The sequence below is a fragment of the Bradyrhizobium sp. UFLA05-153 genome (assembly GCF_054185185.1).
Map to the genome: position 1 here is coordinate 1 of NZ_JBBIAM010000048.1, position 25,557 is coordinate 25,557.

Annotated in this window: 19 protein-coding genes and 2 pseudogenes; 8 read left to right on the top strand and 13 right to left on the bottom strand. The window is 58.4% G+C overall.

Going from position 1 to position 25,557, the window contains the following annotated elements; genetic code table 11:
• Positions 1-527, top strand: a 527-nt coding sequence (locus tag Q2941_RS26165; protein ID WP_458194143.1) for a hypothetical protein, incomplete at its 5' end; no start/stop codon positions are given.
• A 37-nt stretch (positions 528-564) separates the two neighbouring features.
• Here Q2941_RS26165 and Q2941_RS26170 read toward each other — a convergent pair.
• The 8 genes and pseudogenes from Q2941_RS26170 to Q2941_RS26205 all read right to left on the bottom strand — a co-directional run bounded on the left by Q2941_RS26170 (position 565) and on the right by Q2941_RS26205 (position 9,943).
• Positions 565-858, bottom strand: a complete 294-nt coding sequence (locus Q2941_RS26170) for a hypothetical protein (RefSeq protein ID WP_458194144.1) — start codon at positions 856-858, stop codon at positions 565-567.
• A 353-nt stretch (positions 859-1,211) separates the two neighbouring features.
• Positions 1,212-1,781 (bottom strand): dTDP-4-dehydrorhamnose 3,5-epimerase, encoded by a 570-nt coding sequence (rfbC, locus tag Q2941_RS26175; RefSeq protein WP_458194145.1) that lies wholly within the window; start codon positions 1,779-1,781, stop codon positions 1,212-1,214.
• 181 nt (positions 1,782-1,962) lie between these two features.
• Positions 1,963-2,934, bottom strand: coding sequence for a glycosyltransferase family 2 protein (locus tag Q2941_RS26180; RefSeq protein ID WP_458194146.1), 972 nt, complete (start codon positions 2,932-2,934; stop codon positions 1,963-1,965).
• 169 nt (positions 2,935-3,103) lie between these two features.
• On the bottom strand, positions 3,104-3,736 hold the full coding sequence (locus Q2941_RS26185; protein ID WP_458194147.1) for a helix-turn-helix transcriptional regulator: 633 nt from the start codon (positions 3,734-3,736) through the stop codon (positions 3,104-3,106).
• Between the two features lie 596 nt (positions 3,737-4,332).
• Positions 4,333-5,418, bottom strand: coding sequence for a DUF7146 domain-containing protein (locus tag Q2941_RS26190; protein ID WP_458194184.1), 1,086 nt, complete (start codon positions 5,416-5,418; stop codon positions 4,333-4,335).
• Between the two features lie 92 nt (positions 5,419-5,510).
• Positions 5,511-5,777 (bottom strand): annotated as a pseudogene (locus tag Q2941_RS26195) (strawberry notch-like NTP hydrolase domain-containing protein); the annotation flags it as partial.
• Positions 5,778-6,713: 936 nt separating this feature from the next.
• Positions 6,714-7,670, bottom strand: coding sequence for an ArdC family protein (locus tag Q2941_RS26200; RefSeq protein WP_458194148.1), 957 nt, complete (start codon positions 7,668-7,670; stop codon positions 6,714-6,716).
• A gap of 839 nt (positions 7,671-8,509) precedes the next feature.
• A complete protein-coding gene (locus Q2941_RS26205; protein ID WP_458194149.1) occupies positions 8,510-9,943 on the bottom strand; it encodes an MATE family efflux transporter in 1,434 nt (477 codons plus the stop codon).
• Positions 9,944-11,598: 1,655 nt separating this feature from the next.
• Between Q2941_RS26205 and Q2941_RS26210 the strand changes: the two genes are divergently transcribed.
• Positions 11,599-13,236 carry a reverse transcriptase/maturase family protein gene (locus Q2941_RS26210; protein WP_458194150.1) on the top strand — a complete coding sequence of 546 codons (1,638 nt, stop codon included), beginning with the start codon at positions 11,599-11,601 and terminating at the stop codon, positions 13,234-13,236.
• On the top strand, positions 13,134-13,538 hold the full coding sequence (locus Q2941_RS26215; RefSeq protein WP_458194151.1) for an HNH endonuclease: 405 nt from the start codon (positions 13,134-13,136) through the stop codon (positions 13,536-13,538). The genes Q2941_RS26210 and Q2941_RS26215 overlap by 103 nt, the downstream gene beginning before the upstream one ends.
• 146 nt (positions 13,539-13,684) lie before the next feature.
• On the opposite strand, the gene Q2941_RS26220 is transcribed toward Q2941_RS26215, so the two are convergent.
• Positions 13,685-13,882, bottom strand: coding sequence for a hypothetical protein (locus Q2941_RS26220; RefSeq protein ID WP_458194152.1), 198 nt, complete (start codon positions 13,880-13,882; stop codon positions 13,685-13,687).
• A 456-nt stretch (positions 13,883-14,338) separates the two neighbouring features.
• Here Q2941_RS26220 and Q2941_RS26225 point away from each other — a divergent pair, with 456 nt between their 5' ends.
• Entirely contained in the window at positions 14,339-15,010 is a 672-nt protein-coding gene (locus tag Q2941_RS26225; protein ID WP_458194153.1) for a response regulator transcription factor, read from the top strand.
• 94 nt (positions 15,011-15,104) lie between these two features.
• Positions 15,105-15,485 carry a response regulator transcription factor gene (locus tag Q2941_RS26230; RefSeq protein WP_458194185.1) on the top strand — a complete coding sequence of 127 codons (381 nt, stop codon included), beginning with the start codon at positions 15,105-15,107 and terminating at the stop codon, positions 15,483-15,485.
• Positions 15,486-17,797: 2,312 nt separating this feature from the next.
• Here the strand turns inward: Q2941_RS26230 and Q2941_RS26235 are convergent.
• Positions 17,798-18,379, bottom strand: a complete 582-nt coding sequence (locus Q2941_RS26235; RefSeq protein ID WP_458194154.1) for a hypothetical protein — start codon at positions 18,377-18,379, stop codon at positions 17,798-17,800.
• Between the two features lie 2,122 nt (positions 18,380-20,501).
• Here Q2941_RS26235 and Q2941_RS26240 point away from each other — a divergent pair.
• Complete coding sequence (locus Q2941_RS26240; RefSeq protein ID WP_458194155.1) at positions 20,502-21,434, top strand: hypothetical protein; 933 nt, start codon at positions 20,502-20,504, stop codon at positions 21,432-21,434.
• 283 nt (positions 21,435-21,717) lie between these two features.
• Here Q2941_RS26240 and Q2941_RS26245 read toward each other — a convergent pair whose 3' ends face one another.
• Together Q2941_RS26245 and Q2941_RS26250 are read right to left on the bottom strand one after the other, a co-directional pair.
• Entirely contained in the window at positions 21,718-22,593 is an 876-nt protein-coding gene (locus tag Q2941_RS26245; protein ID WP_458194156.1) for a hypothetical protein, read from the bottom strand.
• Between the two features lie 31 nt (positions 22,594-22,624).
• Positions 22,625-23,005, bottom strand: a complete 381-nt coding sequence (locus Q2941_RS26250) for a hypothetical protein (RefSeq protein WP_458194157.1) — start codon at positions 23,003-23,005, stop codon at positions 22,625-22,627.
• A 329-nt stretch (positions 23,006-23,334) separates the two neighbouring features.
• Between Q2941_RS26250 and Q2941_RS26255 the strand changes: the two are divergent.
• Positions 23,335-23,870: pseudogene (locus Q2941_RS26255) on the top strand (IS5 family transposase); the annotation flags it as partial.
• Positions 23,871-25,219: 1,349 nt separating this feature from the next.
• Here Q2941_RS26255 and Q2941_RS26260 read toward each other — a convergent pair.
• On the bottom strand, positions 25,220-25,456 hold the full coding sequence (locus Q2941_RS26260) for a hypothetical protein (RefSeq protein WP_458194189.1): 237 nt from the start codon (positions 25,454-25,456) through the stop codon (positions 25,220-25,222).
• Between Q2941_RS26260 and Q2941_RS26265 the strand changes: the two genes are divergently transcribed.
• Positions 25,412-25,543, top strand: coding sequence for a LuxR C-terminal-related transcriptional regulator (locus Q2941_RS26265; RefSeq protein WP_458194186.1), 132 nt, complete (start codon positions 25,412-25,414; stop codon positions 25,541-25,543). The two genes, Q2941_RS26260 and Q2941_RS26265, sit on opposite strands and share 45 nt — an antisense overlap.
• The last annotated feature ends 14 nt before the right edge of the window (positions 25,544-25,557 follow it).

Consider the following 25,557-nt stretch of genomic DNA (forward strand, 5'->3'; position numbering starts at 1 on the left):
CCGTGAGGGCATCGCGGAACGTCTTGGCTTCGGGGAGCCTTGTCTGGTCGGAGGATGAAATGGCGCGAGTCTGGAATACACCGATCTTCGCTATCGCTACCGTTTATTTTGCCATCGATGCGCTGTTCTCGGCCGTCACGGGACCGATCACGGCGTGGCTGAGCAAGAAGAGGTTGCTGGAACGTGCTCGTCGCTGGGTCATGTCCTTGGGGCCCTATCAATCCTTCGCGCTGTTTGCGGTACCCGTGATCATTTTGGAGCCCGCAAAGCCCCTGAGCGCCTATCTGCTCGGTACCGGCCATTTTCTGCCTGGAGCGATCGTCTTCATCGGCGCGGAAGTCCTGAAGCTGACCGTCGTCGAAAGACTTTTTCAGCTGAACAAGGAAAAGCTCCTGTCGATCCCTCTCTTCGCGTGGGGCTACGGGTACTGGCGACGTATGATGGATTTTCTGGAGTCCACCTCGGCATGGCGGACCTCTTGCCGAGCCCTCTGCGAGGCTTTGGAGCGGATCCGAACTCTGAAGTAGCGACTGCGATCGCAACTCCGCTCTGCCGAAGGGAAGATCAGGGGAGCAAGGGTGCCCTCGCCGTGCCGAGATGCTCGGCAGCGGCCCGCACGCAGGCTCCATGCTTTCGACGACAATCGGTGAATCCCGAGGCATCGATCGACTGTCTCACCTTGTAGCCTGCGGCGCTCAGTCGGGCGCACACCTGCGGTACTGTCGCAGTCGTCGTGTCGTCTGCGACAGGATCGAGGCCGATCAGAACATTCATTTCGTCGATGAGCCGCATTCCTTCGCCGCGAAGAAGGACCGCGGGAGCCCGGCTTCCGGGATCGTCGATCAGCAGTTCGAACATGAGGGCCAGGTCCAGCAATGCCCCGAGCGTCGCCGGCCAACCAGCGCCTATCCGCACGGCAGCTCCGCGCAACACCCTTGTTCGTGGAAGAAGCCGGGATGGGGGCTCTATTGGTCGCACTCGATGTATCAATCAGCACGTGCTGACCGGCACCGGTCAGACTGCGAGCCCAAGGGATCGGGCCGAGAGTGGATCTCTTCGCTGGGATTTGAGATGACACTCACGCCACGAACATACGAACGCCATGCCAGGCTTATCGACTGCCAACACCAGACCAGGCCCGGTACTGTCCCTGGAAAATCCCCGGTTGGTTGCTCCAAGGCAAGGGCCGGAGCCTCGTGTCAAACACGAGGTCATCGGGGTTCCGAGCAAATATTTGTCAAGTCCCTGAGCCGCGGAAACCGGCTGTCCTTGTCCGAAAGAACCGCACTCGCAAGAGGTAGCGGCCACTCGATCCCAAGATCGGGATCGCTCCAGAGAATGCCTCTGTCGCAGTCTGGTGCGTAATAATCGGTGACCTTGTAAAGGACCTCCGTATTCTCTTCGAGCGTCATGAAGCCATGTGCAAAGCCTGCAGGCACGAGAAGCTGGCTCCATGTCTCGGCCGAAATCACAGCGCTCACATGCTTGCCATAGGTCGGTGAGTTGACGCGGATATCGACGGCAACATCAAAGATGACGCCGCGCACCACACGCACAAGCTTTGCCTGGGCTCGCGGCGGGATCTGAAAATGTAGCCCGCGCACGGTGCCCGTCGCAGCCGAAAACGAGTGGTTGTCCTGCACGAAGTCAAGATCAAGACCACCTTCCAGCAAGGCGCGCTTATTCCAGGTCTCGGAAAAGAAACCTCGATGATCGCTGAGTTTCGGTGACCGAATGAGCTTCACCTCCGGGATGGCAAGGGACTGGATTTCGACCGTCATGGGAATTCCTTTCAATGGTATTGAATACGACCGCGGTCTTCACCATGAACCGTGTAAGCGCTGGCGAATACCAACTGATGACGAGCTGGCAGACCGATCAGGAACGGCGGGAGCGGCTTTGAGGCGATAGCCGAACAAAGTTAGGATGCAGGCGCCCAAGCTCACGTCGGAAGCTGCTCAATCAAATCTTGTTCGCGATCACTGCCAACAGCATTGCGAGATTTGCGAGCGGCGTCTGCCGGTAAACCCCAGACCGCCAAAAACTCCATAAGCGTCGCGGGAGGCTTTCCGCTAGGCGCATCTCAACGAATCTCTCGAGAACAGTCACGTTCTCCTCTGTGAGGCGGTGTGATAGATGGTGCTGCAGTACCCTGACATTGAGTGAATTCCAACCTCGCCACTGCCCCGCAAAAATCTTCCTCGCGCGACGAATAGCGGCTTGAAAACCCAGATTCGACCCAACCAAATTGTCCCGATGCTGACGATACCTCACGGAAGGTATCTGATCATAGAAGACCGTCCCGCCTGCAGCAGAGACCGTAAGATAAGTCATCCAGTCGTGGGCGACAACGATCTCGTCTGGCACATGCCGGAGTAGGTCGCCGGCAAGCCGATTGAAAACCATAGTGTTTCCCCCGCCGACATTTTGGACAAGCGCGTTTCGAAAGCTCGGAGGACGTTTGAATGCGGTCGAATAGCCAAGGTGGCGCCCTACTTCATCAATCAGTTCAGTTCGCGAACAGTAGAGCGCGGGCTGGTCGCGCGGCACAGTGCGCAGCGCGCTGATCGCCCGATCGAGCTTTTCGGCATACCAAATGTCATCCTGATCGCTGAAGGCGAAATAGTCCGCTTCAATTTTGCCATCGCACAACAGGCTTAAGAAGTTGGCCGCAGCTCCCGTGCGAGGGCCACAGCGCAAGGACACTTCCTGCGACACGCCCCCCGCGAAGTCTTGAATGATATCGCGGGTTCTATCGCTCGATCCATCATCCGAAACGTGGACGGACCAGTTGGGGTGCGTCTGCTCGGCATATGATTGGAGCTGTTCGGACAGGAACCGCGCGCCATTCCTGACGGCGAGCAGGATCGCGACGTGTGGGTGATACGTGTTTGGATCGCTTGCAACAGCGAAAGCCAGTTGGCCATCTCTCATAACCGCGGCCCACTTGCGATCATCTGTCTAAATTTGTCTCTCAGTGGAGGCGCCGCCAAAGCGGGGCATAAACGTGCCCGAACGCAGCCACTTATCTTCACCGAGCGCCCATCTCGACGCAATTGCCGACGCACGCGAGGCGTCCCTCTCACACCCAGCATTCGCAGCACTATCGAAGGCGGGACAACAGCGAGATCAACTCGCCCTGTCGCTTGGTCGCGGTCCGCACGAACACGGCCTTGAGGTGATTGCGGGCTGTTCCCGGGGCAATGTTCATGTCGCGGGCGACTTCCTTTAGCGATTTTCCCATGACGAGGAGTCGTGCGAGATGTGCTTGAACGCGCGTCAAGCCGAAGATCTCCATGAGAGACACTTGAGAAATGACGGGCACCTCATTGAGGTCCGTCAAGAGAAGAAGAGCGCCGGTGTCGCAAGATGAGCTTTGGCAGTTCCAATCTTGCCAGATTGCTTCGATAACGGTCGGTCGACGGTCAGAACGATGGATCACGACCTGCGAAGAGAAAATCTTTTGCGAAGAGGACGCCAAGCGGACCCGATTCAGCAACTCCTCCAATTTGATGCGCGATTGGTGATCTCTGACATAAAGACGCCGCGCCCTCACGAAGAACTCGCCGTCAAAGAGCTTCGAAGCCTTGGCGCTCACAGCCAGCACAGAGCCTTTTCGATCCATCCAAATGGCCGGACAGTTGATGGCGTCGAGCACGCTGATGATGCTCGAATGCTCCTCCGGATCCATGGAGGACTGGCGAAACGCGGCTCTTCCTGCGCACAAATCAAGCATTTCAACTCTACGCGTCGTTGGCCATGAGCGACCTTCCAAGCGTGCCTACAACCTGACGCTACGTGCGATTCAAGTGATTTCCGTCGATGAGCGGGGCCTTGTCCGAATCTGTGGCCCAGCGAGAATAAAGTTTCCCATTCGCAGCGCCCGTATTCGGAACAACAACGCGAGTGCCAAGTTTGCCCACTTGTTCCGTTTTCCGCCTCGCCAAGTCTGAGAAAATTTTGCACTAAAGCGCGATGAGATTGGATGAATCATCATCGCACTTTAGGTTGTTGTTTGAGCATGATCTCCGCGCAAACGCGTTCCGCTGATGTCGCGAGGGAAATCCACGTCACATTTTGCGCTAGCGCTGCCCTTCGGGTCCGGATCATGCTCTAGCTGAGACAAGATGGCCTCAAGAACGAATGCCGGATCTTGGTTTGGTTGTCTGCAAACCTCGACTTACTGCCGCGCGTGCCGCCTTATCAGCCTCGGACTAATCCGCGATGCGAACGGGCTTTGGCTACGGCGCAGCGATCACCCTCTTGAAGGACGGCGCGGCTTTGTTGGGCACGGCCTTTCCAGATCGGCTACGACAGCAAAACCAACGTCTGTCACTTTGACTTCTCCGTTGTTTTGGCCGTTGTCTTTGCCATTGTCTTGGCCGTCTCCCGGCGCATGAAGCGAACGACATCCTGCGGCGCGAGCTGGGTGCGCAGCGCCGCTCGCAGGGCGCCGAGACCGAATGCGCGGAGGTCCTCGTTGAAGTCTTCCATCCGCGGAGACAGGGCAAGCGACTCAATCCCGGCAGCTGCGGCGCGTTCGGTCAATGCCGCGAGCGCCGCGTCGCCCGCGGCATCGGCGTCGTGGGCGATGTAGAGTCGACGCAGCGTCAGCGGCAGCAGAAGGGCGGCAAGGTGGTTGGCTGAGAGCGCGGCAGTCATCGGCATGGCAGGCAGTGCGTAGCGCAGCGACAGCATCGTCTCGATGCCTTCGCCGACAGCGAGGATGTCGTCGGCCGCACCAAAGCGGACGCCATGGCCGAGTAGACCACCGAGGGCCCGCCGCGGCGTGTCGACCGGCGCCTTAGAGCCGTCCGGCGCAAGCCAGGTGCGATGCGCGCCGGTGATGGCGCCGGAAAGATCTGTGACGACGGCGATCATCGCCGGCCACATCTCAGTCGTCGAACTCTCGTCTGGGCGATAGTAGCAGCGCGGATGAAAGCGCAACGCACCCGCATCCTGAACCGCCTTGATGCCGCGATTGCGCAGGTAGGTCTCAACGAGCGTCCGGCGGATCGGCCGCGACATGGCGATCAGCCGCTGTGCCGCGTCCCGCGATCCGTCAGGGACAGGTGTTTGAGCAGGCTTTGGGCTGCGGCGCGGTTCTGCGCGCGGCAGACTCAGAAAACGCCGCGCCTCCTTGGCGACATCGCGAAAGTCGATGAACCCGCAGCTCTCGCGGATCACATCGAGGAGATCGCCATATTCGGCCGAGGCTGCATCGGTCCAATGCCCGGCGGCGCCGGGACCGGATTCCGGTCCGCTGAGCCGGACGAACATCGAGCGGCCGGGCGTATTGCGGGCGTCGCCCACCGTCCAGTAGCGGCCTTGGCGCCGCCCGTTGGAGAGGTAATGACGGCATACCGCCTCAGCCTCGCGGGCGAGGCGGCGTGCCAGCTCGGAAGCGTCGCGGGGCATCACGCAACCCTCCGCAGCGCGTTGGGATTGTTATGCGAAGCGGCTGTCGATCGTCTGTGAGACAGCTCCCAATCGCGAATGCGCAACATAATTTGCCGCGCAACATAATCAGCCCCTTTGCTGGCCGGCCCGCCGACCGCGTTCTGCATGGCATGGGACCTGTCGAAAGCAATCACTCCGTCAAAGGTGGAGCCCAACCATTGGACGATCCGCCTGACGCGCGAAAGCTTCTCGCGACGCTCATCGGTGCGCAGCGTGGCATAGGTCGTAGAAAGGATGCCTTCGGCGAGCCGGATTGGCGTGCCCTTTCGGAAACGCGAGAGCAGCGTGACAAGCAGCCGCTCCATGCCAAGCGCCGAGGCGCAAACGGCGAGCTCACGTGCGATTGGCGTCGAAAACTGCAGACGCGCCTCGCTCTGCGGGCGATCCGTATGGGTACGAAGAAGGCCCGCGATTTTCGAGAGGATCGGCAACGTGGCAATCGGCGATCCCGCCTTGTCAGGGTTGGCCGGCCTATATTTGCAAAGAAATAGGACCGTTACCGCCTCGCAGAGGTCATAGGCGGTTTTCCTATCCAAAGAGCCGGCGGCGCCAGTCGCGCCGAAGGCAGCTTCCATGGCGCTGCGCAAAATTTTGCCACCGATGAGAAGGCCGCGCTCAAGATTGGGGAGGAGAAGCCGCGCGGCACGATGGATGGAAGAGGCTGATGCGAGCGTTGAATTGGCGGCAACGGCCGCCATACGATCTGATGGCTTGAACATGTGAGAAGACCTACGGAGAGCGATTGCGCCTTGAGCCGCCGGCGCTCTCTCTTGATCCGACCGGCTCAAACCTGCCCGCGGCCTCTCTTCCTCTCATCACCGCTGGCTGCATCGGCGTAGGTTGGACAAAGCCAGGCGCGCGCTGGCCAGTCAGGAAGAGCTTGTGAAGAAGTGCGAGGGACGGGAGCCCCGTCCCTCGCCGTGGCGTCACTCTGCGGCGACGACTTGCGACGAATCGTCCTCGCTGCACGTGGTGTCCTCATCATCCTCGACATCGATGAGAGATTCTGGCAGCGGTTCGGCTTGAGCGCTTTGCTCAGTTCAGAGGAAGCGCCGTCTCGGCAAGGCGCAGCGGCTCGGCAACCAGCCCGTATCATCGAGAAGACGCCTGGCCTTATTCGCCATACCTGTCTTCTTGAGCTGATCAATGAGCTGCACCTAGGTTTTCCCCTTCGTTTCCCGAACCGCCTCCAGAATGTGGCGTTGGTCATCCGCCCACCCGTCTCACTCTCCCGCAACGGGGTAAGAACCGGTTCACGCCGCCTCACTCTCCGCCGCCTCCATCGTCTCGCCCGCGACCGCATCCGGCAGAAAACCGAGGATGTAATCGGCCGCCTTGCTGGCCTGGCTTGCGGCACGCACAATTGCCCGATTGTCCTCTCGCAGAACCTCGAGCCACGAGGCGATGTAATCGGCATGCCGTACCGTCGGGACGATGCCGAGCGAGGCACAGGAAAACGCAGCGGACAGCTCCGCTATCAATTCCTCAAAGGCGTACTTCCTGGTACCAAAAGAGCCGCTAAGATCGCGGTTGAGCCGTGAGGAATGACCGCTTGCATGGCCAAGTTCGTGGAGCGCTGTGCGATGCCAATTGATCGGCTCGAAGTAGGCTTGCGGCGGCGGCACCTGCACGTAGTCCTCTGCCGGTACATAGAAGGCGCGATCGCCGCCAATGCGGAATTCAATGCCGGTCGCCTTGATCAGGGCTTCGACAGTTGGCTCGATCAGCCCTTGCGGCGGAGGAGGCGCGGTCGCCACGATTTCCGCAGGCAAGCCGTCGCACTGATCGGTATTGAAGACCGTGAACCGTTTCAAGAACGGGATTGCCTGCGCTTCCTCTCCGGTACTTGCGGCTCGCAGCTTCTCATCCTTCGGGACGAAGCGGTCCGCATAGACGATAGTCGTGCCGCGCTCGCCCTTTCGCACATGGCCGCCGAGCGATAGCGCCTGGCGGAAGGTGAGCCAGCTCTGGCCAGCGAATCCACGCTCGATGACCGCGCCCCAAAGGATCAGGACGTTGATGGCATGGTATTGCCGGCCTGTCGCGGCGTTCCTTGGCATAACGAGCGGCGCCTTCGCCGCCGCGGTCCCCCAGGGCTGCACCCATGGCACACGGCCGGCCTTGAGCTCGGCAATAATCTTGTCGGTGATTTCGTCATAAAGGCCTGTTCGGTCCTGGCCGGTCCCGATGCGAGACTGTTGTCTGGACATCGCTTTTCTCCGAGAACGGGCACCGTCGAGCCTCTCTCGCGGCTATGAACCCGTCACGGCGATAAGGACCTCCCCTCTTCCTCTACGAGACTGCCGAAGCAAGACGCGGATCTGACCGCGCTGCGACGGCAGGCCAGCGCCCGGCGGCAGATGAATGGTGTAGCTGCAACGCAGCCACGAAATACTCAGAGGTATGGCGGACGCGAAAGCGCTCGATGCGCGGCGCTTGTATCAAGATGGTAGGTGGAGCAGTGAGTCTAGTGCCGCCCTTTGGCCTGGATGCGGGACCGATTGCAGTCCCAAGACGGATTAAATGTGTCCCGCGGGGACGATCAGCTGAGTGCCGGCGTCGACGCGACGGCCCCAGAACGGAGCATTTCGGGCGAGTATTCATCCGCAAGGGATGAAAGCGCGGTCGCCGACATCCGTGGCCCGCTCAGACAACAAGCTGCTGACTGCAGGAAAAAGTGATCGGCGCGGGGGCTAGGCGCATATTTCTTGTGCCCTCGCCGGGGTGCCGCGTCGATGTTGAGATCGAATAGGATTGAAGCGTGTGAACGATGCCAGTCCAAGACGGATGATGTTGCCTCGACAGCAGCAACATCTTTCGAACCGGAGGACTGGCTTGGATACGCCTGAGCCAACCGCGTTGGCGGTCCTAAAGCGCGATGAGACTGGGATGAATCGTCATCGCGCTCTAGGTTATTGTTTGAGCATGATCTCCGCGCAAACGCGTTCCGCTGATGTCACGAGGGAAAACCGCTTCACACTTTGCGCTAACGCGGCCCTTCGGGTCCGGATCATGCTCTAGGGAATTCCAGTACGCCAATAAGCCTGACTCACGAGATTGACGGGGATCTCTGGAGGGCAAATCTGCTCGACAGGAGCAGGAAACGCAGAATGAGAAAACCCGCGTAGACGGTCGTGCCAACTGACAAGCCAATCCAGATACCAATGGCACCCAGCCCGATCTTCAAACCAAGCACGTAGCTAAGGGTGAAGCCGATCGCCCAATTGGCTATACCGGCGAACAGAAGCGGGACGCGGGTGTCCTTCAATCCGCGCAAACCGCCTGCCGCAATGTGCTGCGCGGCATCACTGATAAAGAAGCTCGCGCCGATCAAAAGAAGGTTTGCCGCCAATTCCGCTGTCGCACCGGCACCGTCAGTCGTCTGGTCCAGAAAAAGACCGGCAATTTCAAAACGCATCGCAACGACCGCGGTCGTCAGCATCGCAGCAGCCAGAATGCCGAGCAGTATGGCGATCAGCCCCGCCCTTTTGACGCCGGGAGCGTCGCCGCAGCCGACGGCATGACCAACGCGCACGGCCGCCGCCGTGCTGATGCCTAACGGAACCACGTACAGAATCAAGTCGACCTGGAATGCGATCTGATGGGCAGTGAGTGCGCCGATGCCGACCAGGCCCGCCAGCAGTCCCGCGGCCGAAAACAATCCGTACTCCAGCAGAACAATGAGTGAGATCGGAATCCCGGTCACGATCAACCGTTGCATGAAGAGCCAATCGAAATGCCAGAAATGTTCAAGCACACGATAATCACGGAAAGGGCGGTGTATTGTGGCAAACCACAAAACGGCAAGGAACATCGCAAAATTCACGAAGGTGCTCGCAAGACCTGCTCCGAACAGTCCAAGCGGCGGCAGGCCAAACTTCCCATAGATCAAGAGATAAGCCATGAGGGCGTTGACGGGGATGGCCCCAAGCGTAATCCACAACACCGGCTGCGGCCGGTGGACCGCGGCCATGAAGTTGCGGAAACCCTGAAACCAAAGCGCCGGCACCACACCCCAGGCTAGTCCGAACAGGTATTGTTGGGCGAGCCGCGCCACATCGCTCGGCTCGCCGAAGGCGAGCAATAGTTGCTCTCCATGTAGCGCAAACGCCATGATCGGGAGCGATAGTAGCAGCGCCGCCCAGAGCCCCATGCGCAGCGTGCATCTGACCGCGGCAAGGTCCTTTGCCCCGAATGCCTGGGCTGCCAGGGGCGCGATCGGGGCTAGCAAACCAACGCCGAGAGTGAAGCCAATGAGGAAGATCGTGGCCCCCAGCGCTGCCGCAGCAAGCGCCTCAGGGCCGATGCGCCCGATCAAGGCAAGGTCGGTCGTCATCATCGCGACCTGCCCCAGTTGCGTCAACACCATCGGCCATGCGAGCTTCGCAACTTCGGCGAACTCGATAGCGAGCTGATGGTATTTCCCCCATATCGTCGGCTTGCGCTGGAAGGTTAGCTTCTGTTTTTCGACTAGTTTGTGCATAGAAATGACACTGTCCGGTTAGCGTCGTCGCTCCCATCACCTCTGTTTCACAGAGAGGAGGATCCGCGTCCCCGCCCTAAAACTCACGATGGCTACTGAGGCGAGCTGACATCAGCCATTGCTCAGGCCTGTTACAGATGAACCGCACCAGCGCGATAGATGAGCTCGAGGCCCGCCCGCTGCTCGCCGACCTATGAGAGCAGCTCGATCACCTCCACCGGCGCACTACCTCTTGCGTCAAGGAGATGCGGCCGGTGGCCGCCATGCCGAAATGGTCGATCACCAGCATCGCACGTGGGTATCGGCGCGAACTGGATCCTGGCGTGTGCTCGATCTAGCCGGGAAAATCGCGCACCAGCGCACAGCCGACGGGTACCGTTGAAAGTCCCGATGTCACATTCCACGCGTACTGGTCGCTGATATCGTCGATCACTGTGAATCCTTGCGTCCTGAACGAGTCCGTATTTTCAAAACTCATGCCAACGCGAAAAACCTTGAATTAGAAGGCGATTTGCTCAAGCGGACGCGTCTTGGCGCCCGACAGCATGTCGCAAATCCGACAGCCGGCATCAGGAATGCTTGATCGTGATCTTGCAGTCGTTTGTGGCCAACAGTTCGGGCGTGGCCCGACGCCTCCTCTCTGCGCGGCATCGACCGCTTGGACGTTCTTGGGGCTGCAAAGGACGCTGCACGATGCGGTTTTGCGCGAATGGCTTTAAAGCGCCAGCCTTCACGCGTCCGATCTTGGACCGGTTCACACCCTCGTGTCGAAGACCATGCCTGAGGGAGAATAGTTCAGCGATAGCTTTGGTGGTCTCGATTCTCCACGGCGATCGGCCGGGAGCCTCGCTTTCGCCCGGCCACCAAAATGGTGGCGTAGATTCCCCCATCCGCCTCACGCTGTCCTCGAGCCACCAAGGAAGTCTTCACGCAAGATCGCGGGTCCGCAAAGTTTCCGCGCGTGTCAGCAGACATCGAGCAAAAGGCGGAGAATTCAATTTGCCGCCTCGCTAAAGCGCGATGAGATTAGGATGAATATCATCGCGGCTTTAGGTTGTTGTTTGAGCACGATCTCCGCGCAAATGCGTTCCGCTGATGTCGCGAGGGAAAACCGCTCCACACTTTGCGCTAACGCGGCCCTTCGGGTCCGGATCATGCTTCTAGCCTTCCTTGAAGCGTGGAGCTGTAACGCAGCCAGGAAGCCAGGAGATGTATCGGTGTGCAGCAAGGCAAGGCGCGGCAAACCACAAGGCAGACAATTGCAGGCGCGCAAGCATAGCGTCCCGCCTTGGGCGGGACGCTAGAGCGACGACAGTCCTTGAGTTTGCTTAAAAAGGCGCACCCAGGGAGGAGCCCGTGTCAACGCCGACGCGGGGCGGCGGGACCTCGGTCCCGAGCGTCTTCGACGAGGGACACATCTTTGTTGCGCACTTGTTACCCGCGAGGGATCGAAGCCCATGGCCGTGCGCCGTTGAGGCGTGGAGAAGAAGGGAGTGTTCGAAAGAATGGAGCCTGCTGGTTATGGCTCTTACTTGCCCGGCTTACCGGTGTCGGAAACGACTGAGACTCCGAAAGGAGAACGGGACCAAAGCATGCCGGGAAACGTCTCGAAATCGGGCGCCGCAGCCCGGTGGAGAGCACAGAGTAAGGCGTGCATGGTGAAAGCTGTATTGCCTGAATCCCAGTTTCCAGTTGCCAAAGGGCTGGCCGTAGCGAACGCGGCTGACACGCTATGCCACGCGGGGCAGATCGCACCGGCCAGTGCGATCCGCCACCAGTCTGCGTGGGACGACCACCATCCGTGGGTCAAGGAGACGAATGGGACACCTAAACACACCGCAACTTCCTACACACGCAACTACGGGATCGCCTGCAGCAGGCTCTTTCAAGGACCTGTATGGCGACGGAGCCGTCGTAGTACCCAAATGCCCGGCGTAATGGCCGGGACAGCCGCCGCGAGGTGGACGATCATGCGTATAAGGCCGGGTGACCGGACCGAAAGCGCCTCCGATCGGGGGAAGGACGATGCCGCTAAAAATGGCATTTGCAGTATTGAATCACTGCCGACTTTGTCGCGGTCGGGTAAGCGCGTAAATGGCCTTCACCGCCTGATGAGATCTCCGCATCTCTTCGAGTGGGCCTACGAAAAGGTCTCCCGGAACAAGGGAGCCCTGACGCCCGGTGTAGATGGCAAGACCTTCGACGGCATGTCGCTGGCGAAGCTCGCTGACATCGCCAGGCGCGTGGCAGACGGCACTTATCGCTTCCGGCCGGTCCGGCGGGTCCATATCCCAAAGGACAACGGCAAAACACGACCGCTGGGTATCCCCACGGTGGAAGACCGGCTCGTTCAGGAGGCGGTCAGGATTCTGCTCGAAGCGATCTACGAACCTGTGTTCCTCGACGAGTCACATGGGTTCCGCCCGAGACGATCCTGTCATACCGCACTCAAGTCCATCAAGAAGACCTGGACGGGCTGCAAGTGGCTGGTCGAAGTGGATGTGCGTGGGTTCTTCGACAACATCGACCATGACATTCTGCTTGGGCTTCTAAAGAAGCGGATCGATGACGACAAGTTCATCGCTCTGATCGAAGGAATGCTCAAAGCAGGCTACATGGAAGATTGGGTCTACGGACGCACTTACAGTGGCACGCCACAGGGCGGCGTTGTCTCGCCCTTGCTCGCCAATATCTATCTGCACGAGCTGGACCAGCACATGCAGATGATGAAGGTGGGCTTCGACAAAGGCCGCGACCGACGTCCATTCCCGCGCTATGCCGCGCTGGAACGGCGCGTCCTCAGTCTCCGCCGGAAAATTGAACGGCTCCGCGCCAACGGCGCGGATCGGGCCGAGGTCGACGCTGCACTCGCGGAGATCAAAGCCATCAATAAGGAGAGACGGAAAGTGCCCTCCGTCGATCCGATGGACCCCAACTTCAAAAGGCTCCGCTACTGCCGCTACGCCGATGACTTCCTCATCGGCATAATCGGGAGCAAGCGGGAAGCGTGTGAGATCATGGCCTGCGTCGAACAATTCCTGACGCAGACATTGAAGCTCACCGTGTCGCCCGAGAAAAGTGGAGTCCACGCCGCTTCAAAGGGAGTGACCTTCCTCAGTTATCGCATCTCGACATACACATCCTACGGGGCTGGACGCAAATCCAACCGCACGGGACCGGATGGACGGACATGGCGCGTGGTACGCCGGCCGACCACCGGAAATGTCAGTTTGCGAGTGCCGCCAGCTCCGTGGTCCGTGGTAAGCTTCGCAGCATCAAGCTGTGGAGACTGAAGCATCTGACCCAAACCTACTGGACGAGTCCCGTTGTCGACAACGTCACGGCAGGTGCGTGGTGGATCAAAAGCCCAAATGATCTGATCGATCGGCTCAACGCTCGCAGATGCGAAGCGTGCGGCGATACGACGGGACCATTTGAGATGCATCACCTCCGCCGCGTAGGAGACCTGCGTAGCGGATCGCTGACGGTTTGGAAACGGTCCGGTTGGCGGCGCAAGACCATCGTCCTGTGTCCGTCATGCCGTGTAGCCGTGTCCGGTCGAGAGCATGCGCGTATGGAAAGCCGTGTGCATTGAAAAGTGCCCGCACGGTTTGGGGGGAGGCGTAGGGATATCCTCGTCGAGGTATCCCGCGCCTACCCTACGAGACGCGACGCGGCTCGGTTCACGAGAGCCCGGTGCGGCCAGCCGCACGCGGCAAGCAAAAACCGAAAGCGGAAAAGTTAGGCGCGCGAAAGCTGAACTTCCTCTCTGGCCTTTATCTCAGCATCATAAATTCTGACCTGAAGCATGGGAAAGCGCTGCTTTAGCTCCTTCGCTGCAGACCAGGCCCCGTCTTTGGTCGCAAATTCGGTTTTCAGTTGGCCATCCACTTCGAGAGCATAACCGGAAGCGGGAAGTTTTGGAGTGGCTGCGACCATTTCATTCCTTTGGCATGTTGGTCAGATCGACGAGGGCTGCTTAACCTGAGTCGCCCGGCCCTCGCCAGTCGCGTTGGATGACCGGCATCTGTCGCAAAAATAAGGACGCAAGCGCGAACTCCGGCCCGCCCAGGTTGCCGATCGGGAACAGGGAATTCGCGCCTCCAGGCCCGCTGAGGGACGCATCTTCGCGCAATTTAAGCCAGAGCAGCGAGACTTGGGCTGCCGACGACAGGCGCCCAGTCGGGGCCTGCATCGTCCTTTTGCCGTAAACGAATCGCCCATATATTCGAAAAATGGGAGGTTCTGCGTTCGAGCCTGGCCAGATCACGAAATTGGGGAATTCGGCCGCACAGCCAGTTGCAGGCGGCATCGTAGGCGCTTCCTTGCGCTTTCTAACGGGAGATGCGGCGTGACATTTCAGATCATCTTGCCTTTGCATCCAGAGGATGCATCATGAGCGAGCTCTCGCAAACGGTGCGATCACGCAAGGGTACCGATGAAGCCATCGTCCTCGTCGTCGACGACGACGTTTCGATGCGCGAGGCTCTCACAAATCTTTTTGAATCGGTGGGCCTTCGGGTGGAGGCTTTCGGCTCGGCGGCGGAGGTTTTGCAGGCCACCCCGCCCGAGGTGCCGAGTTGCCTGGTGCTCGACATCCGTCTCCCGGGATCGAGCGGCCTCGAGCTGCAGTTGGATCTCGCCAAGGCTAACATCCACACACCCATCATCTTCATCACAGGTCACGGCGATATTCCCATGACCGTCCAGGCGATGAAGAGCGGCGCGGTCGACTTCCTGACCAAGCCGGTACGCGACCAGGACCTGCTCGACGCGGTCCAGGCCGCCATCGAACGGGACCGCAAGCGGCGCGATCTCGAGAAGACGGTCTCCGAGCTGCGATCCCGCCTCAAACAACTGACCCCACGCGAGCGCGACATTCTGCCCCTGGTCACATCCGGCCTGTTGAACAAGCAAGTGGCAGGCGAGCTTGGCCTAGCGGAGATTACCGTCAAAATCTATCGCGGGCAGGTCATGCGCAAAATGGGCGCCAAGTCGCTGGCCGATCTCATAAAAATGGCCGAAGCGCTCGGAATTTCCCGGAGCAAAGGGGACGTACAAACCTAAGTATGATTTTCAATCCTGCGCCACGCCCCCACATTTCACTGCGCGGCCGCGACCGCGGCAGGCAGTTCCCGGATAACGAGCCATCATCTTGTTAATGCCATCTGTCATCTCGGTCATCGACGATGATCCATCCGTTCGCGCCGCAACGACCAACCTACTGACATCGTGCGGATATAGCGTCCGCACCTTTACCTCCGCTGATGAATTCCTCCGATCGGCGGAACTGCACGACATGTCCTGCGTGATTACGGACATCCAGATGCCGGCGATGAACGGATTTGACCTGCTCAGACACATGCGCAGCCTCGGCCATCACATGCCTTTCATCTTCATCACGGCCTTTCCAGATGATGCTGTGCGCGCTCACGCGATCAAGGCCGGCGCGATCGGCTTCCTTGCCAAACCGTTTGCCACGCCAGCGTTGATCGAATGCTTGAAGATTGCGCTGAAGGGATCGGACGGCCCAGGCGGATGACGCCTTAGCCGCTGTCCACCGCTCATGTGTGGTCCTCGTTCACCTTGAAATCAGCGGCTGGCACATATTGCGGCTCGGTGCTGACAAACATTCTCGAATGACTGGGGGGATAGGGCCGCCCTAACTTGAACCGGCCGTCCCTTGCGTTGCTGGGACTATGCGACCGTTCGAACTCTAGGCGAGCAGTTGCTTCGAGCTCGCTGGCACGACGTTCTTGCCGAGGACGATCATGGGGTAGCTAGCAATCGATAAGGGTGCTCGCTCACGTCGTCACGATCCGCAACTTCAGAAAAGCGCGAACAAATGAGAAGAATTGAAAACGAAAATTTGGCGTCCACCAGTTTCGTACCTGTAAAGATCGCTGTGGGTTACTCCCAACATAACGGCAGCAAAGTCCACGCGGTCCGATATTTCGGGAAGATCCAATTCTCGTAAAAGACGGTCAACCCAACCCATTCATTCCCAGGCGATGCCAATCAACAACCGCAGACAACAGCCGCGTCCTCCGAATGCAACGGGCGCTTCCTCGCCTTGCCGTCAAGGGGCAAGGCGAGGTCAGCGGTACTGCAGCTTCGGCCCTGCTTAGGCCGCAGTCACGGGCCCGATTTCTTCAAACGCCCTGGGCGGCCGCAGCCGCAACTTCGCATCCTGCGGCATGCTCCCAAAACCGCGAGGGGTCAAAGAGCCACGAACTTCCTTTGACTTGGTCTGTTCCTGGCTTGGCGTCGGCGCTTTCTCTCCGTAAGCCCAAGATCCTGTCGTGCTGCTCATGTTCAGCTCCTTCAAATTGGCCTCTATTGGCCTACTGCAAGGAAGAGCAAGGGGCGTGCCAGCGCACCTCACGATGCATTAAGGCGTGATTGCGCTTCGCAATTGCTCGCATGGAGCAATCGCATACGCGGTTTTGGATCTCACACTTTGTGTGCCGCTGTCAGACTCTGAACAAAGAACGAGGGGGCTGGCGCAACTGGATCCTTGTCCAACAAGTCCAGGCTGAATTTCGCTCCAGTCCAAAATTTCGCTGCGGTCCAAGATCTACGCTCGGACATCAAACGCAGCCGCCTCTTTGAAAAATCGGGTTTCGGTCATCTGCCCCGGCTAGTCGCTCTTGACCGACCATCATCGACCGATTCTCATCCAACGAGACGAAAACACCGATCGAGCACAGAAGGAGGTCAGGTGATGCACCATCGACTTTTGCGAAGACCATGGGTTGGTCAAGTTGAGCCGGTGGCACTTAAGGCCAGGATCTCTCTTGGAATTGCTGATCGATGGTCGATCCGGCAATTTTTGTCGCCGCGTCCGCGGCCTCTCGTCCGTTGCTTGCGCTCGCCGCCTTCACCTTGGAGCAGCTGATCTCTGCTAGGGCAGGACCAACGGGGCCAGCATGGTACAACTTGACGCTGCGTCCGATACAAGCCTCATCGGGAGCCATTCTGGCATGAAATAGTTGCAGTAGTTGCAGCGCCAGGTCGTTTGCTACGTTCAAAGCGCATCACTATGCTCCCAGAGTGATGTAGGGGCGGACTCGGCGAATCTTTCGATCCAGGCGTCGGTGCCGCCCCACCCAACTCTCTGCGACAGATCGCAGCGAGCGCTGTGAAACCAGGCGGCTGCGTCGCGTTAGCTCCCGGTGGCGCATTTGGTCATCAGACTGTGCACAGGCGCGACCGATGCGTATCGATGATCAGCATCTCCGCAAAGGAATGAAGTGGGTGGATGAAGCCAGTAAATAGAGCTTTGCGCCACGTGCTAATTCCAGGTCCGCTTCCCCTCCTCGGTGTCTCAGCCCGAGACCTGAACCTTGGCACGGGACGTGCAGACCCCTTGTTTACCGGGATTTTGCACGACCCTCCCGAGCCCCGCGTAACGCCGCCCGCGATCATTTCAAGCGGGCGGCGTTGCTGTTTCACCAGTCGAGAAGCCACAGCGCGAGCGCCGCACACATGAATATACAGCCTGTGACGAGCATTGAGATGAAGAAGCCCTGCGCGCGGTTCATCGCGATTCCTCTTGATTGCCCTTCGCTTGCGAATGTTCGAAGCGGACAAGTGCCCCAACTCTGACGAAACGTTTCGTCCGAATTGGAACAGAGCGGCTTTCGGCTAAAGCCGCAGTCTCCGTTCTTTGCCCAACTTCGCTGGCTCCAAAAATCTAAACGGGAGTTTATTGTAGGCCGCTACTGCGGCGGCATCCGCTTGCTGCCGAACGCTTTGCTCCGCCGCTGGAGCGAAACGCCGTCATCGACGATATCAACGTCAAGGCGTTGTGCTGGCTACCACGCCGCCGCCCTAACAGCTTGTCGGCAAACCTCACCAGCTCTTCTTAAATCCCGCCGTCAGGCTCATGTTCGTCGTGCCCTGTGCGGTCTCGCCGATCGCGCTGGAGATGGTTACACCGTTGAACAGCTTCTGTTCGGCGCCGAACGTGCGCAGCCATTTGTCGTCGATGGTAGACATGGTCTGGCCGACGACAAAGCTGGTGCCGATCCCGGTGATTGTGACTTTTGCCGATTGATGGGTCTCGTAGTTGCGCATCTCCTGTCCGCCCATGCCGAAGAGCGGCATCTTCCCCTGTTGAATCATGTTGTAGTCGACCTCCACGGCCAGCGAATAATCGTTCGATACTGGCAGCGATTTGGTGAGCGCGGTGCCTATCTTGCTATTCTCCGTGCCCGGATCAACGCGCGCTTTTACGACGGTTTTGTCCCAGATGACGCCTGCACCGGGCGCGGTTGCTACAGCCCAGGCGCTGCCGGAGGATTGGGGCACGCTGCCACCATTAGCGGCCTTCTCCGCCAGCAATTCCAACATGGTGGCGGGCTCGCGCGCCACTGTCATGTCGGCGCCGACCGAGCTGTCCCAGAACGGCGAGATCGGCTGCTTGACGGCCACGGCGGAGGCGCCGTTCGATTGCGTGCTGGATGACCAATTCAGACTATCGCTGGCGGGCCCAGCTTGCGCGGCGAGCGGCCCCGCGGCAAATATAGACGCAGAAACGAACGTAGCCGTTCGGAGCGCCAGCTTGGCGCAGTCAACTCCTAACCTGGATTCTCTAGTACTGCCCGCTACGGATTCCGCGGCAAAATGAGTAGCGAGAAACGACTTTGTCATATGGAAGGTCCCGTGGCCGGCGTTCTCGCATTTTGTTTACAACCTGACGCCACGCTCGATTCAAGCCCTTTCGCGTGAGCGTCTTAGGCGACGACCCAAGATCGCATCAGTAGATCGTAAGAGACAGCAGCTGCGTCCTTCAGAGAAGCTGTGACGAAAATCATCCAGGTTTGACAGAGCTCGCCGCCTGCTTGATGGTCGGGCTTGCCCCGCAAATTAGAGTTTCGCCGCTTCCCCAGCACAGATTGCCCGGTGAAGCTCTGCGCCCCCCGCCTGTCCCAGCCATCCACCTCTTTCATGATGCGGCCCGGTTATTATGGGTCTTCCAGGCACGCCGATGACGTTCCCGACAAGTGCGCAGCGCGCAGTATGGATCCAAACCTTTCTGCCGGCTTGGTAACTTATATGGAAGTAGAGGGCTTGTCGGTTGCTCGCGATTTCGCAACTTGCAGATTGGCGAGATGAGCGAAAAGCACAGTGTGCTTGCACTGTCGGTCGAACAGCGATGCCTCACGACGCAAATCATGACAGGGCACCAATAAGCGACAGGTGGAATTGGAATGGCTAACTGAGATACCGCAATTTGCCGAAGCAGGTGTCGTACAGACAAATGCGCTAAGCGCGGGCCTTTTTGCTTGGATGCTCCTTTAGGGACTTTCGACCAATTTCAAGCTCGCCGGACCCGCACAACCTGCCGGCTTTTCAGTTCGGCACAGAGCTTGCTTCTGTGCACAACAACATCGCCGAGCCGTCGCGGTGATGTAGGGGCGGACCTGGCGCCGCCATGAACGGCGTCGCGTTCGCCCCGCTCTGTCTTAATCGGGGCCAGGCAGCCTGATACCGGACCGAGCATCTTGAGACCGCTTCAGTCGCGTTCGGCTCATAGTCGTGTCCCATTTCTCGGAGAGACCAACAACACAAGGCGAAAACATGTTGTTCTTAGTTATTGGAAAGAAGCTCTGTACCGGACGTAACGAGTTCATGGCCAATTGTTCGCAATGACAGGCTATCCCATCAACCGACAGATAATCCCGATCACAGTAATTGCGGTCTCCGCATGGCTATTCGCGGAGCCAGGCCGGATAGCGAGTGGGCCTCGACCCGCACAGGCCAGCGCTCCGTCGAGCGAGATCCTCGCCGATCCGGCCGCCCCTGATGACCTGGATGCGGATCATAAGTCAGTTGACGCTCGCTCATTGCCGAGCGGGCATTGTCGCGTCAGAAGCTCCCAGCTAAGCGTTGTCAAGCTTGGAGCGAACTACGCAGACGTCGTTCACGTATTCGGTTGCGCGGGCACTCTCACATCAAGCGAGATTGTGGAAGGCACCAAGTTCCAGCTATTTGCATGGAACGACGGGCGGGTTCTGGCGCTGTTCGCCGACGGGAGGCTGTTGCTCGCATCGTGGTCTGCCTCATCATAAGGCACCTGAGGTTCTTGTAGCATTGGTACGCGCGCATTTGCATTTACGAGAATAGCGAAGCAGACAAGCGAAAGAGCGGCCGGCCGCTTCTCAGGCCGCTCCGAGTGGAATTGTTCGCCGCGTAGCTAGTCCGCAGATTAAACATTGGATCGCTCCAGCGCCGTGAAAATCGACGCGTTACTTCGTTTGTTAGCTTCGAGACATTTCTGACAGACGTCAGCCGGCGCATGGTTCAGTCTCAAACATGACTGGAGCCCATGCTAGTTAGAAGCGGCGATTTCCCTTCGGCATGCCGTTTGCTTTGTCGTAACCAGCATCACCGTCCTCCCAGCCACCCGGTGATGTAGGGCGGACCCGAGGCTTTGGGCTCATCGCTGAGGGGCCGCCCGCTCAGTGATGCATGCTGGTTGCCGCGTCTCGAAACGTCATGTTCACGGCTTCCGCCGCGAGGCGCCGAGCATCTATGACCGGGAAATTCGTGGTTGCGACAGAACAAGTGTGTCCATGCGCAAGCGGAGGACGTCGGGGACGCGCAGACTTCGCTCGGTCTCAATCATTCATTGGAAGTCATGGCCACCGAAGAACCAGCACTGGCAAATTTCCAACTGCAAATGGGCGACGCGCCGAACGCGCTCGCCGTCAGTCACGATCGAGGCTCCGACGCCCTGGTATTGGTCGAGGCAGCGGTTGAGTATCGCTGCGCAATATCAATCCTCAAGGAGGCATTCACTTTAACGGACTTAGAAGCGGACGATAGACTCAACGAGCTCTTTCATAGACCTCGCATCGCGCGCTATTTCCTGCTCGTTCTTGGGCAACACGCAATCGGGGCTGGTTTGGTTCGGCTAAACCCTATGATCCCACAGTCGATATACGTTCCATACATTGCTATCCGCGCGACCGACCGCGGAAGACTATCTACGCGGAGGATGAAGCAACTGTTCGCCAAGTTCACGCGGGAGATGGGCGCCCGCAGAATTCTGGTTGAGGTCGAAAGCCCGCCTCGCATGCTACTCGATGGTCATTATCGGAAAGAACGCATGCAAAATTCTGCTATGAGAATACATTTGCTGCATCGCGTCTTAGGCACGATCTTTATTGACGATCCGGAACGGGCAATCGCGTATACACGGCCTGCTTCCGATGATCCGCAGAAGGTGAGAACCTCTCTTCTGCTGGGCTTCGTGCCTGTCGAGGCAGAACCGGCAAACTTCTTCAATCCCGAGCGTACCGCGATAACAATTGACCGCTATCGGCAACTCTATGTGGAACTTATGCAACTAGATTACGGCACCGAAACACTCATACCCACGCCAAGTCAGCTGGCCGGAAGATACCCCGCAATTCGCGATTTCATGATTCGGACGGATGCTTGTCGCAGGGAGCGCTGTTGGGTATCGCTTCGTCCCTCCTGATTGTCCAACCACCGTTGGCCGCAAGGAGTTGAGCAGGGCGGCTCCGACACCATCTTCCTCAAGTGCTCGCGATCACCGCTCGTCCAAGCAGCCCCCGAATACATTGCGCGCAGGCGCGAACCGCTTTGCCCCTATAGCGGCCGAGTTCGTGCGGCAGCGCAATATGTCGCGATGGGCCCAGGCTGTGTGAAAAGTACACAGTCTGGGCCAGAACCAGACTCACCTACTCCAGCCTTATGGATGTGAGTTGATCACGTCTCCGCAGTGGGTCCGCAGCTAAGCCTCAGTCGATCTTGCCCAAACTGCGAAATTGAGGCTCCTTCCCGTCAAACCAGATGGCCTGTTGCCATTCATTCGTTTGCTGGTCCATCCAGGACACATATCCGTCAATCGCGATTTTCCTCGGCTCAACGGCAGTACCATTGAAGCTGTATCGTGACTTCTGGCTCTTTGGTGCGGTATAGAATTCGGGAGTGACGAAATCGGAGACCATCACCCCATCTATCGTGTAAGCGTGCTTGGATCCTTCGACGGGCGTAGCCGGCTCAACCAGGAACAACACAGTTCTGTCCTGGTCGCTCGCGCGCGGTGACGGGCCGGAAACCATTCGATTGCCGGACGGATCTACTAACATATCGATCAACTCATGGCTTGCCGTGATCGCCCATTGCGAGTCACCCGGCACGTAAGTTACCAGGGAATAAGGCGCGCTATCTTTCTCTAGATGGATTCCTGCGGCCCCCACGACACCGATATCCTTCTTTATTATCATCGGCCAAACCCCAACGGGAACAGCGCCCAGTGATTTGAAAGCTTCAATTTTCGCATCCACACCCCAGATTGGCTTAAGATCTCGGCTAACCTGTTTCTGTAGTGCCGCAGCAACGCGCGACAGCTCGTCGGTGCCTAGTTCGTTCACCTCCGACACGATCCCGACGCTGATGTTCAAGCGCTGGGGTGGTGATTTGGATTCGGCCCCGACCGATGCCACGAGCGGCGCGACCGCTTTCGGGTCGATCTGCAGGGTTGCGACGATTTGCAAGGCTTTGCGTCCAGCCTCGGCGGCTTCATTCTCATAACCCAATGCATGCTCGCGCGATTCGCCGATTGCCTCGAGATTCTTTTTAATTTCGTCCTTAACGTCATCGACATATTTCACAAAGTCGGCGCGTGCCTTAGCGCTGTCTGCCTTATTTCCGCTCGATCTCGGACCTGATACTTTGCTGGAGTTCCTCCTTCCATTTCTGCAGCTCCTTTTGGTCTGAAAGAGCGCTCTTTTGGATTTCAATGCTTATGTCCTTGGCTTTAGCCTGCAACTCGGCGACGGACTTTGATTTCTCGTCGATCTGCTTCACGGAGTCTTCGATATGGAATCCGAGTGCCGTGTACAGCACGACAGCGAAGAGTCCGAAGAGCACCAAGGCGAATTTTGCGAACGTGACTAGACCTTGGTCCAGGATATAGACGACCTTTTGGGAGTGATCCTGGTCCCTGACGAGATCGCTTTGGCAATGGGGACACTTCTTCGCCCCGTCCTTTGTATCTTCCAAACAGAACGGACACGTTGCCATTGAACAGTCCTTGATGCACCACGTGTAGGTCGAACTTCGAGCTGCCACCAGCGTTGGCGTCTGTCATTTTGGCTTCAGCCGAATGATACCCGATTACCAGAGCTGGCCGTCGATGTGACTGTCTCCATAGTACAGCAGTTCAGGCACTTCATCACCGGAAAACACGTGCGCTTCAAATCCGGTCAGGGTCATTTTCGACGGATTCAACGGGGGGGTTGTCGGCAGGTTAATGTCCGCTTCTACCCGTGAGCGCCGAACCGGCGCCGGGCCAGAGGCGTTGCGCTTGGACGGACCCCCGTGATTCAAACTCCCAAACTGGGGGTCGAATCATGCGCTACGAACTCGCCGACCATGAATGGGTTGCCATCAAGCCGATGCTGCCGAACAAGCCGCGTGGCGTTCCTCGGATAAACGACCGACGTGTCCTCAACGGCATCTTCTGGGTCCTGCGATCCGGGGCACCTTGGCGCGATCTGCCGGATCATTTTGGCCCTTACACGACCTGCTATAACCGTTTCGTCCGTTGGCGGCGGGCTGGAGTCTGGGGCCGCATCATAGACGCATTTGCCGCTGCCCACGATGCCGCTGTCCAGATGATCGACACCTCCATTGTCCGTGTGCATCAGCATGGAGCCTGCATCACACGAAACCAGCGCCAATCGATGGGGAGGTCACGCGGCGGCTTGACGAGCAAAATCCATGCGGTGGTCGATAGCGATGGTCTGCCGGTACGGCTGGCGCTGAGCCCCGGTGAGGCCCACGACGTTCGACTTGCCGGAAAACTGCTCGTCTGAAAGTCGGGTTAATGCTGCTTGCCGACCGTGGCTATGACGCCGACTGGATCAGAGAGCTTGCCATGAAGAAGTAGTGCTAATGCGGATCATCATCGCTGTCCATCGGACACTACCACGAACGCCACGACCAGCATAGCCGCGTTGAGCGTTCCACTGCCCCGCATCCGAGCCTCGGCCGCAAACTCGATCTCGATTGCCGCTCGGCAGCCTTCTGAAGCCGGTGCGCCCCGAGGCGGGACTACGAAAGCCGAACTATTGCCCGGTCGCCCGCAGATCAAAAGCAGTCCAAATTGGGTTCAATGTTACGCACGATCCCAACTTTGCCCGTCTTGAAGTTTCGGAGGGTCGGTCGGATCTTTCGGAAGTGAAAATGAGAGGGGGAAGGTCTTCTCAAAAAGAGAATGGAGCGCGGCCTGCTCCTCTGTAAGGCGTTTCTCGATCAACCGGCGTTCTACGTCCGACAGTCTTGTCCCTAGCAGTCGTCGACACCGGTTCATGTTGTTGCGATGAGCCCGAATTCGCGCCAAGTCTTCATCGAGCATTGTTGTCACCCTGAAGACCCATGTCCTCTTTGATTTCCAGCTCCATCAAGAGATCTCGCAACGCAAAAACTTTTGCCCCCTTAGAGCGCACACGGCGTCAGGGAAATGTGTCGGGGAAACGTGTTTTGTGGCGGAGTTTACTTTTTGGCGTGGTTCTGTATTTCCAAGTCGTTTTCCGTCACGGGAGCGATGCGCCGGAGCCTGCTCGCGCGGGTTAGGCGTGTTCGTATACTTAAACGATGTCTGATATTGATTACTGCGATGGCATGCCTAAATTCGCACGAATCTCGCATCTGCGCGCCGTTTTCGAAGTTTACCTGCACTGGTACCGGACCGATCGCTCACATCTGACCAGTCGTTGGAAGCGCGGCTCCCGCAAGGTCAAAAATGCGGTTCGGCAGACTGAGAAGGCACTGGCTAGCTCACGCGATTTGGTAGCGTCTTTTGTTTTGAGCCCGCAACCATCGCGCTCGGCGCCTTCTCCGGGGGCTAACGGTTGACCCGCGCCCCACGAACGCGGATTCTCTTCACAATTCTACAGAATACGCAGTTTATCCGCACGATCCTGCCCCTTAACCCCGCTTCTGGCAGACCTTTAAACGCGGTAGACTAATTATGCAGTGCATTACGCAATCCGGCGCCGGCTGTTTTCAATTGTTCTCTTCCACTAGATTTGCGCTGTGTTGCGCAAGCACTAGTGCTGACAACTGTTACCTCGCGATTTGACGCTCGGATGGATTCCAGAGTTATTTGACCTATCGGCGGTATCGCCAAAAGAACGTGTGTTTCACAGCATGCCCTCCCATCGATCTCCTATATCGACGCCCGATGCTGTCCAGTACCAAGGGCAGCGCTGCATTGCGTCACACCAATCCGGCTTAGAGAAGCGTTGTATCCATGCGGCTGCGATCACTGCGCAACTCGATGAAGATCCGTCGCCCGTCTGCGGGGAAGACCCCGTCGCGAGGCAATCGTTGCCTTGTGAAATACCCGGTGCAGATGGCCCGCTCCTGACGCCGCAGGAAATCGCCTGCCTCGAATGGTGCAAAGAGGGGAAGACGAACTGGGAGATCGGTGAAATTCTCCAGATTTCCGAGAAAACCGTCGAGTTTCATCTCGGCAACGTAAAGAAAAAGCTTGGGACTGCGAACAGGATCAGCGCGGTCGTTATCGGCCTCCGGTACGGGCTCATCTCCCTCTAAGCACTCTGCACCAG

What these genes read in the sequence shown, in the direction of transcription:
- Q2941_RS26170 (WP_458194144.1), bottom strand. Translation starts at nt 858, where the DNA reads ATGTTCGAACTGCTGATCGACGATCCCGGAAGCCGGGCTCCCGCGGTC.
- rfbC (WP_458194145.1), bottom strand. Translation starts at nt 1,781, where the DNA reads ATGACGGTCGAAATCCAGTCCCTTGCCATCCCGGAGGTGAAGCTCATT.
- Q2941_RS26180 (WP_458194146.1), bottom strand. Translation starts at nt 2,934, where the DNA reads ATGAGAGATGGCCAACTGGCTTTCGCTGTTGCAAGCGATCCAAACACG.
- Q2941_RS26185 (WP_458194147.1), bottom strand. Translation starts at nt 3,736, where the DNA reads ATGCTTGATTTGTGCGCAGGAAGAGCCGCGTTTCGCCAGTCCTCCATG.
- Q2941_RS26190 (WP_458194184.1), bottom strand. Translation starts at nt 5,418, where the DNA reads ATGCCCCGCGACGCTTCCGAGCTGGCACGCCGCCTCGCCCGCGAGGCT.
- Q2941_RS26200 (WP_458194148.1), bottom strand. Translation starts at nt 7,670, where the DNA reads ATGTCCAGACAACAGTCTCGCATCGGGACCGGCCAGGACCGAACAGGC.
- Q2941_RS26205 (WP_458194149.1), bottom strand. Translation starts at nt 9,943, where the DNA reads ATGCACAAACTAGTCGAAAAACAGAAGCTAACCTTCCAGCGCAAGCCG.
- Q2941_RS26210 (WP_458194150.1), top strand. Translation starts at nt 11,599, where the DNA reads ATGGTGAAAGCTGTATTGCCTGAATCCCAGTTTCCAGTTGCCAAAGGG.
- Q2941_RS26215 (WP_458194151.1), top strand. Translation starts at nt 13,134, where the DNA reads ATGGCGCGTGGTACGCCGGCCGACCACCGGAAATGTCAGTTTGCGAGT.
- Q2941_RS26220 (WP_458194152.1), bottom strand. Translation starts at nt 13,882, where the DNA reads ATGGTCGCAGCCACTCCAAAACTTCCCGCTTCCGGTTATGCTCTCGAA.
- Q2941_RS26225 (WP_458194153.1), top strand. Translation starts at nt 14,339, where the DNA reads ATGAGCGAGCTCTCGCAAACGGTGCGATCACGCAAGGGTACCGATGAA.
- Q2941_RS26230 (WP_458194185.1), top strand. Translation starts at nt 15,105, where the DNA reads ATGCCATCTGTCATCTCGGTCATCGACGATGATCCATCCGTTCGCGCC.
- Q2941_RS26250 (WP_458194157.1), bottom strand. Translation starts at nt 23,005, where the DNA reads ATGGCAACGTGTCCGTTCTGTTTGGAAGATACAAAGGACGGGGCGAAG.
- Q2941_RS26260 (WP_458194189.1), bottom strand. Translation starts at nt 25,456, where the DNA reads ATGAAACTCGACGGTTTTCTCGGAAATCTGGAGAATTTCACCGATCTC.